Origin of the sequence: Streptomyces sp. Ag82_O1-12, assembly GCF_900182715.1 — a bacterium.
GTDB lineage: Bacteria > Actinomycetota > Actinomycetes > Streptomycetales > Streptomycetaceae > Streptomyces > Streptomyces massasporeus.
In genome coordinates, this window is sequence record NZ_FXUW01000001.1 from 3,971,883 (window position 1) to 3,985,120 (window position 13,238).

10 protein-coding genes and 6 pseudogenes are annotated in these 13,238 nt (G+C 68.7%); 8 read left to right on the forward strand and 8 right to left on the reverse strand.

Going from position 1 to position 13,238, the window contains the following annotated elements:
• Positions 1-24: 24 nt before the first annotated feature.
• Together QOL88_RS18140 and QOL88_RS18145 are read left to right on the forward strand one after the other, a co-directional pair.
• Complete coding sequence (locus QOL88_RS18140) at positions 25-1,125, forward strand: C40 family peptidase (RefSeq protein WP_097217410.1); 1,101 nt, start codon at positions 25-27, stop codon at positions 1,123-1,125.
• A gap of 439 nt (positions 1,126-1,564) precedes the next feature.
• A complete protein-coding gene (locus QOL88_RS18145; RefSeq protein ID WP_097217411.1) occupies positions 1,565-2,911 on the forward strand; it encodes a PP2C family protein-serine/threonine phosphatase in 1,347 nt (448 codons plus the stop codon).
• 268 nt (positions 2,912-3,179) lie between these two features.
• On the opposite strand, the gene QOL88_RS18150 is transcribed toward QOL88_RS18145, so the two are convergent.
• The 4 genes and pseudogenes from QOL88_RS18150 to QOL88_RS18165 form a co-directional block, all read right to left on the reverse strand.
• A complete protein-coding gene (locus QOL88_RS18150) occupies positions 3,180-3,512 on the reverse strand; it encodes a DUF2516 family protein (RefSeq protein WP_179879122.1) in 333 nt (110 codons plus the stop codon).
• A 107-nt stretch (positions 3,513-3,619) separates the two neighbouring features.
• Positions 3,620-4,288, reverse strand: a complete 669-nt coding sequence (locus tag QOL88_RS18155) for a hypothetical protein (protein WP_097217412.1) — start codon at positions 4,286-4,288, stop codon at positions 3,620-3,622.
• 88 nt (positions 4,289-4,376) lie between these two features.
• Complete coding sequence (locus QOL88_RS18160) at positions 4,377-5,045, reverse strand: helix-turn-helix domain-containing protein (protein ID WP_097217413.1); 669 nt, start codon at positions 5,043-5,045, stop codon at positions 4,377-4,379.
• A 259-nt stretch (positions 5,046-5,304) separates the two neighbouring features.
• Positions 5,305-5,675 (reverse strand): annotated as a pseudogene (locus tag QOL88_RS18165) (VOC family protein).
• Between the two features lie 334 nt (positions 5,676-6,009).
• Between QOL88_RS18165 and QOL88_RS18170 the strand changes: the two are divergent.
• Both QOL88_RS18170 and QOL88_RS38860 read left to right on the forward strand, forming a co-directional pair.
• Positions 6,010-6,735 carry a class I SAM-dependent methyltransferase gene (locus QOL88_RS18170; protein WP_097217414.1) on the forward strand — a complete coding sequence of 242 codons (726 nt, stop codon included), beginning with the start codon at positions 6,010-6,012 and terminating at the stop codon, positions 6,733-6,735.
• Between the two features lie 20 nt (positions 6,736-6,755).
• Positions 6,756-6,851 (forward strand): annotated as a pseudogene (locus tag QOL88_RS38860) (IS982 family transposase); the annotation flags it as partial.
• A gap of 355 nt (positions 6,852-7,206) precedes the next feature.
• Here QOL88_RS38860 and QOL88_RS18175 read toward each other — a convergent pair.
• Entirely contained in the window at positions 7,207-8,076 is an 870-nt protein-coding gene (locus QOL88_RS18175) for an alpha/beta fold hydrolase (protein WP_257027815.1), read from the reverse strand.
• A 102-nt stretch (positions 8,077-8,178) separates the two neighbouring features.
• Between QOL88_RS18175 and QOL88_RS18180 the strand changes: the two genes are divergently transcribed.
• Entirely contained in the window at positions 8,179-8,787 is a 609-nt protein-coding gene (locus tag QOL88_RS18180; protein ID WP_097217415.1) for a TetR/AcrR family transcriptional regulator, read from the forward strand.
• A 391-nt stretch (positions 8,788-9,178) separates the two neighbouring features.
• Positions 9,179-9,382 (forward strand): annotated as a pseudogene (locus QOL88_RS18185) (zinc-binding dehydrogenase); the annotation flags it as partial.
• An 81-nt stretch (positions 9,383-9,463) separates the two neighbouring features.
• On the opposite strand, the gene QOL88_RS18190 reads toward QOL88_RS18185, so the two are convergent.
• From QOL88_RS18190 to QOL88_RS18200, 3 genes and pseudogenes are all read right to left on the reverse strand, one after another.
• Complete coding sequence (locus QOL88_RS18190; protein WP_097217416.1) at positions 9,464-10,030, reverse strand: hypothetical protein; 567 nt, start codon at positions 10,028-10,030, stop codon at positions 9,464-9,466.
• 176 nt (positions 10,031-10,206) lie between these two features.
• Positions 10,207-11,181: pseudogene (locus QOL88_RS18195) on the reverse strand (transposase); the annotation flags it as partial.
• Positions 11,182-11,186: 5 nt separating this feature from the next.
• Positions 11,187-11,810, reverse strand: coding sequence for a TetR/AcrR family transcriptional regulator (locus QOL88_RS18200; protein ID WP_097217417.1), 624 nt, complete (start codon positions 11,808-11,810; stop codon positions 11,187-11,189).
• A 68-nt stretch (positions 11,811-11,878) separates the two neighbouring features.
• Here QOL88_RS18200 and QOL88_RS18205 point away from each other — a divergent pair.
• Together QOL88_RS18205 and QOL88_RS18210 are read left to right on the forward strand one after the other, a co-directional pair.
• Positions 11,879-12,259, forward strand: a pseudogene (locus QOL88_RS18205) (hypothetical protein); the annotation flags it as partial.
• Between the two features lie 94 nt (positions 12,260-12,353).
• A pseudogene (locus QOL88_RS18210) lies at positions 12,354-13,062 on the forward strand (alpha/beta fold hydrolase).
• Positions 13,063-13,238: the final 176 nt, after the last annotated feature.

The window sequence follows — 13,238 nt, forward strand, 5'->3', positions numbered from 1 at the left end:
GTTAATCAGTTTGGGGGCTGAGGTATGGGAACGGGCAAGCGTGGCCTGATGGCGACGGCGGTGGCCGTGGTCTGCGCGGTCACAGTGCTGGCCGCACCGGGCACGGCGTTCGCGAACCCCGCCCCCTCACCCACCCCGAGCACGGGCCCGGCCCTCGCGCCCGCCAAGGACCTCGAGGCCGTCCGCAAGAAGCTCGACAAGCTGTACCGCGCCGCGGGTCGCGCCACCGACGAGTACAACGCCGCCGACGAGAAGGCGGACAAACAGTCCACCCAAGTCGTCGAACTGGCAAAGAAGATCGTCAAGGGCCAGGAGAAGCTCAGGAAGCTGAAGGACCGCGCGGGCGCCGCGGCCGCCGCCCAGTACCGCGGGGGCGGACTGCCCCCCGAGGCCCACCTGGTGCTGAGCGACGACCCGCAGGACTTCCTCGACGGCGCGGGCCGGGTCCGCGAGGGCCACCACGCGACCAAGGGCCTGCTCGGCGAACTGACCCGCACGCAGGAGGACTTGGAGCAGTACGCCAAGGACGCCTCCGCGCAGCTGAAGAAGCTGGAGGCGGGCCGCAAGGCCAAGGCCGCCGCACAGAAGAAGATCGAGAAGCAGATCGCGCAGGCGGAGAAGCTCGAGTCTGCGCTGCAGAAGGAGGAGCAGGACCGCCTCGCCGAGCTGGAGAAGGAGGCCGCGAACAAGGCGCAGACCGCCTGGCTCGACTCCGGCATCCTGAACGAGATCAACGGAAAGGCCTCGGAGCAGGGCAAGAAGGCCGTGAAGTACGCCACGGCCCAGATCGGCAAGCCCTACCAATGGGGCGCCGAGGGCCCGAGGACCTACGACTGCTCGGGGCTGACGTCACAAGCCTGGATCTCCGCCGGTCGCGGCATCCCGCGCACCTCGCAGGAGCAGTGGAAGCAGCTGCGGCACATCGACGTCCAGGACATGCGGCCCGGCGACCTCATCATCTACTTCGGCGACGCCAGCCATGTCGCGATGTACATCGGCGACGGGGCCATCGTGCACGCCCCGCGCCCCGGCCGGACCGTGACGATCGCGGGGGCGGGGTCCATGCCCATCCTCGGGGTGGTGCGCCCGGACCCCGGCACCGGCACCGGCACCGGCGCCAACTGAGCGCGGACGGCGCCCGGACGGCACTCGGGACGGCGACCGCACGGCAGTCGGGGCGGCGACCGGACGGCACCCGGAACGATGAGCGCTCGGCACCCGGGGCGACGACCGGACGGCACCCGGGGCGGCGATCGGACGGCACCCGGGGCGGCGATCGGACGGCGGCACGCCGAATATCGGACACCCGCGGTGACCTGGCCCACGTGACTCACTGCACGCTCCACCCACCGCAAAACGTGCGCTGACGTGACGTTCGTCATCCCCGCAGCATCTCCGAGCTGTCCAACTGCGGGGCATATCGCGGCATATGACACTGGCCGGTGGCGCAGCGGCTTGGCTCACACCATTCCAATGCGGCGCCGACACCCGCTATGGTCCCGCTCGGTGGGTCGAGGTCCCTCGCCCCACCATGCCCTCGGGGGGAGGGAAGGAACCCAAGACGATGCCCGTACCCATACCGCGGCAGAGAGCGATCCCGGCCGTGGAGAGTGGTCAGGCGCAGGCCGCGTCCCCGCGCGGCGGCTCGGCCGAGGAGTCCGTGAAGGACGCCTCGCCCGTGGGCCGCACGCCGGACACCGCCGGGAACACCACGAACAAGGTGGAGAACAACACCGCCCACACCAACCTGACGCTGCTGCTGATCGAGGACGACCCGGCCGGTTCGCCGATCGTGCCGGACATGCTCGACCAGGCAGGCAAGCCGATCCGCGTCCGCACGGCCCGCAACCTGACGGAGGCCGGGCGGCTGCTGACCGATGACGTCCACTGCATCCTGCTGGACCTGGCGCTGCCCGCGCCGGGCCACGCGGACCCCGAGGACGAGCTCGCCGTGCTCAAGCACGTGCTGGAGCTCGCGCCCCGGCACGCCGTCCTGGCGCTGACCGCGTCCGGCGACGCCGAGCGCGGCGCCGAGGCGGTGCGGGTGGGCGCCCAGGACTACCTCTTCCGCGACGAGCTGGACGGCAGGCTGCTGAGCCGCGCGATCCGCTACGCGGTGGAGCGCAAGCGCTCCGAGTCGGCCGAGCGCCGCCTCGCCGAGGGCCGGCTGCGCGCGCAGGAGAACCGCCGCCTGGAGCGCGGCCTGCTGCCGACGCCGCTGCTGGAAGGCTCCCCGCTGCGGTTCGCCGCCCGCTACCGCCCCGGCCGCTCGCGCGCGCTGCTCGGCGGCGACTTCTACGACGTCGTCCGCACGCCGGACGGCACCGTGCACGCCATGATCGGCGACGTCTGCGGCCACGGCCCGGACGAGGCCGCCCTCGGAGTGGAGCTGCGGATCGCGTGGCGCGCGCTGACCCTGGCGGGCCTGTGCGGCGACCAGCTGCTGGGCACGCTGCAGCAGGTGCTGGAGCACGAGCGGGCCGACGACGAGATCTTCGCGACCCTCTGCACGGTGGACATCGCGCCGGACGGCCGCCGCGCCGGGCTCTGTCTGGCGGGCCACCCGTCGCCGCTGCTGGCCCGCCCCGGCAAACCGGCGCGCCTGCTGCCGTACGACAACAACGGACCGGCCCTCGGGCTGCTGCCCGGCGCCCGCTGGCCGCGGATGCAGGTGGAGCTGGGGGCCGAGTGGAGCCTGATGCTCTACACCGACGGCCTGATCGAGGGCCACATCGGCCAGGGCCGGGAGCGGCTCGGCCAGGACGGCATGACGGAGATGGTCCGCCGCCAGTTCGCCGAGGGCCTGCGGGGCGAGCAGCTGCTGCGGGCGGCGGTGAACGAGGTGCGCGACCTCAACGGTGGCGAGCTGACGGACGACGTGGCGGTACTGCTGCTGGACCGGGTGCCGTAGGCCGGGCTGAAGCCGACCCCGGGGGGCGAAGGCCCGGGCGAGGACCAAGGGCCGGACAAGGTCGAAGGCCGGGCGAGGACAAGGGGCCGGGCAAGGGTCGAAGGCCGGCCGAAGCTCGAAGGCCGGGCGAGGGCCAAGGGCCCGGCGAACCAGCTCCGGGGGCCCTCAAGCCGAAGGCCCCGGACGAGAGCCGGGGCCGTGGGGCTGAAAGCGGTGATCGAGGACCGGAGGCAAAGGCGCGGGGGCCTGGCGCCGGGTGCCAGGGCGCTTACCGGCCGCCGTTCCACGGGCCGTACGGGCCGTCACTGCTGGAGCCGCGGTTGCTGCGGCCGCCGCCCGGGAGCGCGCGGATCGCGGGCCGTACGTCGACCATGTACACGATCGTCGCGATGAGGCCGATGATCGGCAGGAACGACAGGATCGGGAAGAGCAGGTTCACCACGAAGGCGATCCCGAGGATGATCAGCCAGAAGGGCTTGGTCTTCTTGTCGGCCGCGCGGTAGGCGTCCTCCCGGCGCACCGCCGCGTCGAACAACGCGAAGCCGCTGAAAACGATCAGGGCCATGCTCAGAAGCCACATAAACCCTGCGAAGCCCTGCATCAGCACAACGTCCACCACCTGACTCGGCTCGTCCTACGCGGTCACCGTACCCGTACAACGGGCCGGACACCCCCAGGGTGCCCGGCCCGTGTGATCGCTCCGCCGTCCTACTTGGCGGGCGGGGTGGTCTTCTTCGCGGTGGTGGTCTTGCGCGCCGGGGCCTTCTTGGCCGCGGGGGCCTTCTTCGCGGTGGTGGCGGCGGCCGGCTTGGCCGGCTCCTCCTTGACCTCGACCGGCTGCGGCTTCGGCTTCGGCTCGACGGCGACGGCCAGCTCCTCGACGCCCTCGGCGACGTCCTCGATGCTGTCGGCGGCCTCGCCGCGCCAGGTGCGCACGGCCTGCTCACCGTGCTCGGCGACCTTCTCGTAGGTCTCGCGGGCCTTGACGGCGTACTCGGCGGCCACGCCGACGCCGCGCAGCGCGAAGTCCTGGGCGTTCTCGCCGAACTTCTTCAGGTCCGCGTCGAGGTTGCTGCCGAGCTTCTTGAAGTCGGAGTCGAGGGAGCCGATGAACGCGGTGACCTTGGTCTGAAGGGTCTCCTGCGTCTCCTTGACGCGGGTGGAGGCCTCCTTGGCCCGGGCGGACGCCTTCTCCTGGACCGCCTTGGTGTCGGTGTTGCGCACGGCTTCGATCCGCGCGGGGGCCTCGGAGCGCAGCTGCTCCACCAGGGCCGGCACCTTCTTGGCCTGCTGAAGGGCGAGGTCGGCGGTGCCTGCGGCGAAGTAGAGCGGCGTCGGGTCGCTGAAGGTCTTGCGCAGGTCGTCGGTGATGGCCATGGTGATGGTCCTCCCGGATTCTGTCTCGCTTGAGGGTTCGGCTGAGGGTTGTGTGATCCGCGGCGGGCGGCCCATGCCCTGGTCCGGCTCAGCCGGCCGTCTGCTGCGGATCGGTGTCGCTGCCGCCGGTGCTCTTGCGGGTCCGGCGGGTGGCGGTCGTACCACCGTCGTTCGTGCTGTCGTTCCTGCTGTCGCTCTTGCCGGCGCCCTTGCCGGCGGTCTTACGGCTACGGCGCCGGGCTGGCTGACCGCCGTCGGCCGACCCGGTCGGCGATATCTCGATACCGACGTCGGCGCCGGGAGCATCCCCGTCCACGCTCACCGCACCGTCACCGGTGACGACACCGACGACGCCCGCGCCGCGGGGGCCGCCCTCGGCACCCGGGGCATCGATGCCGTCGCCGATCCCGAACCCGTTCTCCTTGCGGAAGGACTCGTAGATCTGCAGCAGCACCTGCTTCTGCCGCTCGTGCAGCGTCGGGTCGGCGAGGATGACGGCCCGCGTCTCCACCTCGTCCCGGTCCCGCTCGGCGTCGAGGATGCCGGCCCGGACGTACAACGTCTCGGCGGAGATCCGCAGCGCCTTGGCGACCTGCTGCAACACCTCCGCGCTCGGCTTGCGCAGCCCGCGCTCGATCTGGCTCAGATACGGGTTGGACACCCCGGCGGCATCGGCGAGCTGCCGCAACGACAGCTGCGCAGTGCGCCGCTGCTCGCGCAGATAGTCACCGAGATTGCCGACGTTGAGCGATGCCATGCCTCCACAGTGCAACACCCCGCTAACTATTGCAAGCACCTGCTTGCAATAGTGCGCCACACCACGCGGCCGGTCACGTGTGACTTCCAGCTGTAGGTGTCACCTTCCAGCGCTTGTTGTCACTGCCGCCGTCCTGTCTCTGCGATATGTAGGCAGTCCCGCCGTTCTGTAGGCATGTACGACTGGGTCCCGGTCATGTGTAGACACGTTCTGGAGAGCTTCGGCGCCAGACAAGTCGAGGGCCACGCAAATGCGGCAGTCAGCGCAAACTGATGCAGAAGGGATGCCCAGCCGGATCGGTGAGAACCCGCGCCTTGTCGCCATGCGGCTGGTGATCCGGCTTGCCCGCACCCAGCTCCAGCAGTCGGGTCTCAGCCACAGTCAAATCCTCATCGACCTTGAAGCAGATGTGAAGCTGCTGGGGAACGACTTGGCCGGGCCAGCTCGGAGCCCGGTAGTCGTCGACCCGCTGAAAGCCGATGAAGAGTCCGTGCTCACGTTAAGGCCCGCGAAGTCGGCGTCCGACTTCGGGTGCGGTTCAAGACCGGTGGCCTGCTGATAGAACGCCGCCAAAGCCAGCGGATCAGGGCAGTCGAGCGTTATCGCAACCAACGACATCTGCAGGGACATGGCGCCTCCGGGCCGACCAGTGGACCTTCGTGATGAGCACCCTAGAGGCGGCTGCCTACGGTTGAACGGGAATCCGACCGCCAGCCGGTCTCAGTCGATCGTGGGCACCGCAGGTCAGAGCCCCGCCCTGCCCACAGTTACCGGGGACAGGACAGCCGCGAGGGCGGCATGGGGATGGCTTCGTAGGTGACGGTTGGACTCCACCTGGCGGTCCTGCTGCGGCGGGTTGACCGTGCTGCCTGGGCGCTGGTGGCTAGATGTCGATTCCAAGGGGGTTGTCGGCAGATAACTCCGTGGTCCGTGTGGGGGGTTGTCGAGTAGCGTCTGGCTTTTGATGACTGAAACTTGGGACACGATCGCCGTCTGGTACGCCGAGCAACTGCGGGCGGGCTCTGCTATGCATGAGTTCAGCCGTGACATCCTTCTCGACTGTTTGCCTAAGACTCTGGCCGGTCAGCAGGTTCTCGATCTTGGATGCGGTGAGGGAATCATCACCCGCGCCCTGGCTGCCCGCGGCGCGCGGGCCCTGGGCATCGATCCGTTCCCGCGCATGATCGAGCAGGCGCAGGCCGCTACGAAGAACGGACCGCCCGGTGCCCGCTACGCGGTCGACGACGGGTGCACCCTGGCCACGGTGGCCACTGGCTCTGTCGACTGGGTGACCGCCGGGCTGTCCTTGAACAACGTGCCGGAACTTTCCGCCGCACTCACGGCCGTACGACGTGTCCTGGTGCCAGGGGGGCGCCTGGTCTTCACCATCCCGCACCCCTGCTTCGATGCACCGCATGCGACCTGGACGGCTGCTGCACAAGGACGTCCCCGCCGTGTAGTAGGCGACTACCACGTCGAGGGATTCTGGCGTTCGGACAACTCTCAAGGCGTACGCCGGGCGGGCAACCAGCACCGAATGCTGTCCACCTACCTCACCACCCTGGTCGGACACGGCTTCTTGATCGAAGCAACCGCAGAGCCAACTCCCAGCGCCCAGGTCGCGGCCGAACAACCGCAACGGGCCGGGTTGCCACCGTTCTTCCTCGTTCGGGCGAGCAGCAAGAAGTAACGCTCACGCGGAATCGATCACGCGTCCTGCAGCGAATCGTCGCACTCACCACCGCCATCTGGCACGACGACCCCACCGGCCAGCCGACCATGCGCGCACTGGCTGCCTACGACTACGACCCCAGTGGTGGGACGCGTGGCTTCCCCGATGCCTTCAACGGCTCTCCGGCCAGAAGGACGCCGACGCGCTCGACCTTGTAGGACGGTGCCGTCTTCGTCAGCCTGCGGCGACCGCGGCGGAAGCTGCTTGCGCGGCACCGGCCACACCGACTCCAGCGCCAGCGTCCTGCGGCCCACGACCGCCGGGCGACAGCGCACCCCGCCTGGACACACAGGATGCGTCCATCTCGGTCGGCCGCTCCGGCAGGCCCGGGTCCGACCGGCGGATTTCTCGCGCGGCTGATCAAGCAGGTGAAATCGGCGACGATCCGTCGGCAGGAGTGTCTTCCGCCGCACCGAAACCCTGCAGGTGTTACTCGTCGAGGAACTGAAGGGCGTGCTTCAGGAACCGCTCGGGGTACTGGAACTGCGCTCCATGCCCGGCATCGGGGTAGATCAGCAGTTGAGCGTTGGGGATGTTCTGGGCGAGGTGCCAGGAGTTGATCGAGGCGATCATCACGTCGTTCTCGCCGTTGAGGACCAGCGTCGGCTGGGTGATCGCATTCAGGTGGGTGTAGGGATTCTCGCCCGGCAGCGGTTCCGCATAGGCGATCACCGCTTCGACCTGCGCCTGCGCGACTGCGGGCGAGGCCGGCGTGTCCTGGTCGGCCCGCTGGTGACGCCGCTCCCAGAAGGCCCGGCCGGCTTCGATCGCGGCTTCCGAGCGGCCGAAGAACAGGAAGAGGAAGTTCTCCAGGACGTGGACCGGATTCAGCGCGTGGTCAGGCACCTGGGGGTCACTCGTCGGGTCCCCGCCTCGGAGGCCGGTGCCGAGCAGGAGGAGCTTGCGCACCAGCTGAGGGTGGCGCAGCGTGACCTCCTGTACCTGGAAACCGCCGATCGAGAAGCCGAGCAGATCGACCTGCTCCAGCCCCAGCGCCCGGATGACCGCGGCGATATCGTCGGCCATGTCCTCGATCCGGTTACGCGGCGTGCCGGATGACGAGGCGATGCCGCGCCCGTTGAACAGGATGACCTCGCGGCCTTCGGCCAGGCCGTCGGTGAGCAGGGGGTCCCAGTGGTCCATCCCTCCGCGGAAGTGCTGGACCAGGAAGATCGGGACGCCGGAGGGCTTGCCCCAGCGTCGGTAGGCGAATCGGTCGCCGTCGACCTCGATGTACTGAGTCGGTGCAGTCAGGTGTGTGTCACTCATGGCCTGGCCCTTTCTGTGGCGGGTGAGCAATACGATTACGGTCATAATCTAAAAAGTCAACCACCTTGATGTCGATCGACATCTATGTATGGTGGACTGCCGCGCGTCGACCGGAGAAGGGGGTGGCTGGACATGCGGGTCACCAAGGCACAGGCAGAGCGCAACCGTGCGCACATCGTCGCGACAGCCGCCAGGCTGTTCCGCGAGCGCGGCTACGACGGTGTCGGCGTGGCAGAACTGATGGCAGCCGCCGGGTTCACCCATGGCGGGTTCTACAAGCACTTCCGCTCCAAGGCCGACCTCATGACCGAAGCGTCCGCATCCGGGCTCTCACAGACCGCGGCACGGACAGAAGGTCTGAACCCCGCCGAGTTCGTCAAGAACTACGTCTCCCGGGAGCATCGCGACAGGCGCGATGACGGCTGCACCATCGCGGCCCTCAGCGGCGACGCCGCACGTCAGCCGGCGAACCTCAGAACAGAGTTCGCAGCCGGGATCGAGAACCTGCTGACGGCCCTTCAGTCCCAAAGCGCTACGCCGGGGGATGCGGACCAGCGCGCGGCCCGCACCACGGTGATCGACATGCTCGCCCATTCGATCGGCGCGATCGTGTTGTCGCGGGCATGCCCGGACGGTTCTCCGTTGGCGGACGAGATCCTCGATGTCTGCCGCAAGGAAATTCTCGCGTCACTGGCACACGGCAACAGCGACCAGCCGGAGGCACGGGGCCCGGGAGCCTGATCGCAGCCGACCGACGCACGCCCACGACAGGTGGCGTCGCCAGATGGCGGACCATGGCCGCGAGCTCATGGATGAGGCGCTTTCCAAGGCCCGCCGTGATGAGCGGGCATCGAGTACATCGAGAGCCTGCACGTCAACGACCGCAATGACTTCTGCGGCGAGGCACGCGCCTTCGACATGGACCCCTCCCGATCTTCAGCGACCTGAGCGGGGTCACATTCAAACGGTGACGACGCCGCCGACTGCGTCGACACCACCGCATTAACCTGCACACTTCCGAACACCGACGCATCAACGCGCAGCTCACCCACGCCGATGACGAGACGATGACGGCGCGCCTTCTCGATGGCCTGCGCGCGATCGGGCACCGCACGCAGCGCGCCACGGGCCTTCCCGACGCCGTCAGGTGACGTACTCGTTCCTGTTCATGAAGGCCAGCGGGGACCAGTTGCGCGAGCTCACCCCGCTCATCGACGCCGGCACGATCCACCCCGTCGTCGACACCGCCTTCCCGTTCGAGTCGACCCGAGATGCGCTGGAGCAGGCCGAGAAGGGGCACGCGAAGGCCGGCGAGGTCGTCGTCAAGATTGCGTGAGGGAGCAGTCCTTTCCGGACCACATCTCTCAGGCACACCGGCAAAAGGGAGAAGCACCCTCATGAGTACCTATCTGTGGAGTCAAAACTCGGTTCTGGCACAGATCTTGGGGATGAGCCCGGGGTGTTTGCGGAGGAGTCCTTCCCTCCTCTTCTTCCAGAGGTCGTGTCTGTGGTGGTTGAGCGTGAGCCGTAGCGGCGGTGACGCGTGGTGGGGCTTTTGCAGGTGGGTCATGGTGGGTTCGGTGCTTCGGGCCCGGCTGATGAGCGGGTTGAAGATCGCGAACGTGGCGTCGTAGTCGGTGGCAAGGAGCTGTTCGGCGATCCCGAAGCCAGCCGCGGCGGCCAGAGGATCGATGGGCGGATCGGTGTAGGCGACGGAGGGGTGCCGTTTGCCGGGACGGTCCCGTTGGCCTTGGGCGGCGATCCGGGCGTTCTCCGCGGTGAGGGCGATGGCGTCGGCGAGAGCGGGGGTCGGCGCGTAGCGCCGGGTTTCGGGCCAGGACAGGATGATCAGCCAGGTCACGGCTCGGAGGTCCAGGAAGCACTGGGCGGCGGTCTGCTGCCAGCCGACGCTGCTGATGGCGGTGGGCCCGTCAGGGCTGTGGAGGGTCAGGAGCCGGGCCTGGAGCGCAAGCACGGTGCTCATAGTGTCGGCGTCGATTTCGTGGCTGGCCGTGACGGCGAGGTCGGCTTTACAGGATGGCGAGTGCGGGGTCGGGCCGTAGCGGTCGCCTGCCGGTGCTCGGCAGAGGGTGGGGTGAATGGGCTCTGCTGCCGCTCGGGGCAGGAAGTTCGTGGCGTCGGTGAGCGCCGCTTTCCCGCACGGCGGTCTCTCGGGTCCCGGCGGATGACCCACTGGCCCTTGTGCTGTCCTCCGCGGGTCGAGCGCCGGCCCCGGTAGGGGCCCAGGACCGGCGCGCCGTACCAAAGCCCGCGGATCTTCACTCCGAGCCGGGCATCGATCTTGCGGACGTGGTGGACAGGTAGCAGTTCGTAGAACAGTTCCGCCGAGGGGATCTCCATGGCGAAGCCGGCCTGGGCGAACGAGGCGGCGAACAGCGAGTTGGGACTGTGGTCGCCGCCGGGGTCCCAGCTGGGCGCGTACTGGCCGAGCCGGCGCCGTTGCCAGACGGCGACGATCCAGGTGGCGATCACGTGCTCCATCTCGTCGATGGTCAGCACCGCGTCGCCTTCCGGGTCGGCGCCGCGGTCGGCGGGGTCGATGCCGGTGTAGCCGGGCAGTTGCTCCAACAGCAGCGACCTGATCGCGCCGAAGGCCCGCTCGCAGGCGGACTTGTCCGTGGGCCGCAGAACGCGGCTGGGAAGGATGTTGCAGCCGAGCACCCGCTGGACGTCGACCAGGTGGTGGTTGCGATAGACGGACCTGTGGTCGGTGGTCACGGTCTCCGGCGCGAAGAACGGCAGGCCGGCGACCTTGTGCCCGGCGAACTCCGCGACCACTGCGGCGGGCAGGCCGGGGTAGGGCCACTCCAGTTCCTCGCCCCAGTCGGCCCGCATCGGCAGGGGCAGCATCACGTCCCGCAGCAGCATCGCGACGTCCACCGACTGGTCGGAGACCAGGGTGAGGCGGAAGGCGCAGAGGGAGTGCGTGTGCACGTCCATTGCGAGCGTGAGATGGCATTTCACCGGATCGCCGAACACGCTCTCGCGGACCATCACGGGCAGCACGGTCGTGTCAAGCGCGACCACCTGGCCCGGCCGGTGGATGAGCACGTGCCCGTTCTTCGACGGCAGTTCCGCAGAGCGCGCGTAACGCTGGCGGGAGCCGCCCGGCCCGACCGTCACGAAGGATCCGCGTCGTGATCGATGAGGGACACCCCGGATGCCAGAGCTCGGGCAACGTCGGCGAAGTACTGCTCGTCGGCACCAGGGGCAAGACCGAGAGGGACGCCCTGGCCGAGGCCGACAAACAGCGCCCTGAGCGCTGTGGTCAGGCGTTGTGCCTGTTGCGACGTCACGACGCTTCCGTTGTGCGACCTCCCGGTGAACAGCGCGACCAGATGGTCCTCCTGCGACCGGATGGACGCGGCGAGCTGAGACCCCAGCTCTCGGTCATGCAGAGCCATGTCCAGCAAGGTGATCTGGAGCGACAGGCGAGACAGCGCGTCCGGGGCGTCACAACTGCGCCGGTAGTACCGGGCAAAGGCGTCGACCGCCTCCAGCAGATCAAGCCCAGCGGGAACCGCCTGCTCGATCTCCTCGTAGTACGGCCGCAGGTAGTCGGCGACCAGGGCGACCACCAGGCCGTTCTTGCTCCCGAACAGTGAGTAGATGGCGCCGGTGGTCAGGTCGGCGCGTTCGGCGATCTCCTCAAGCCTGGCCCGGTATCCGTCCCGGGAAACGACCTGGAACGCGGCGTCCAGCAAGGCGCGGCGGTTGCGTTCCTTGGCCTCCGCTCTCGTCATTCTCATAGTTTGATTATTGCCGTAATCTCGTTACGGAACCAGTCGGGACGAGCTTGAGGAGGACGCTCATGGCCCAGGCCGTGGCACCGCGGGTGACCCGCCAGACGGTGGGCGCCATCGCCGACGGCGCCTTCAAGGTGTTGCTCGCCGCTGTCTACATCGCCGGCGCCGCCCCGCTCGGCCGGTTACTCGGCACGCCGACCTGGCTGATGGTCGTCTCAGGCATGGCCCTGCTGATCGGCGGCGGCATCGAGATCAGATACACGCGCAGCCGGTCGATGCGCACCTACACGCAGCTCATGATTGCCTACGACAGTGGCTGGGTGTTGGCGGCCTTGATCGGCCTTCTGATGGCGCGACAGGGCAGCAGCGCCGGGGGTGAAGTCTGGATGGGGTACCAGACAGCAGCCCCCATCGTGTTCGCCGCACTGCTGGTCGCCGCTGCCCCCATGCAGGCAGGCCACACGGATCTCGGCACCCGGGCCATATCTCTCACTGGAACGATCTATCCAAGAAAAGTGCGACCGAGCCGGAGGCAGCGCCCTGCCCGAGATCGAGTTGAGCGCAGGGACCATCGACTACGAGGACACGGGCGGTGACGGCCCCGTCGTGGTCCTGGCTCACGGCCTCGGCTTCGACGAGTCGGTGTGGAGCGAGGTCGTCTCCGACCTCCGGCCCGACTTCCGTGTGCTGGTCCCCGTACTCCCGATCGGCAGCCACCGGCGACCATCGCATCGCCCGGCTCGTCCTCACCTCCTGCGAGGCCCTGGACAACTACCCACCGGGCATTCAGGGCAGAACACTCCACCGGGCCAGCAAGATTCCCGGCGGCCTCTTCCTCCTCCTCCAGTCCTTCCGCTTCCCGGCCCTGGCTCGCATGCAGACGTCACTCGGCGGGATGGCGAAGAAGCGGCTCCCGAAGGAGCTGATCGCCCGCTGGTACGGCCCACTGCTGAGCAGCCGCGACATCCGGCGCGACTTCGCCAAGTTCTGCCGCAGCGCGGACCCGGACTGCTACCTGAAGGCCGCCGCGAGCCTGCCTTCTTTCACTCGCCCAGCACTGGTCGCCTGGGGCGCCGAGGACCGCATGATGCCGCCCGCCACGGGGCGTCGTCTCGCGGAGCTGCTGCCGAACGCCCGCTACGTGGAGATACCCGACGCCCGCACCCTCGTCCAGTTCGACAACCCGGTCGGCCTCACCGCGGAGCTCCGCCACTTCGTCAAGGAACACCCGCTGCCCGGGGAGAGCTGAGCGGGGGCGTCGAGGCCGAGCCAGCCACATGCCATCCAGCGCGGGGACCTGAGATGAGCAAGTCTGGAGGAACACGGCGAGCGCGGGTGGGAATTTCAGAGAGCGCCAACAGGATGGAGCGAGCCAGCCAATCCGCCCCCGTCTCGCTCAAACTGAGGCCCTCCAGGTCAGACACT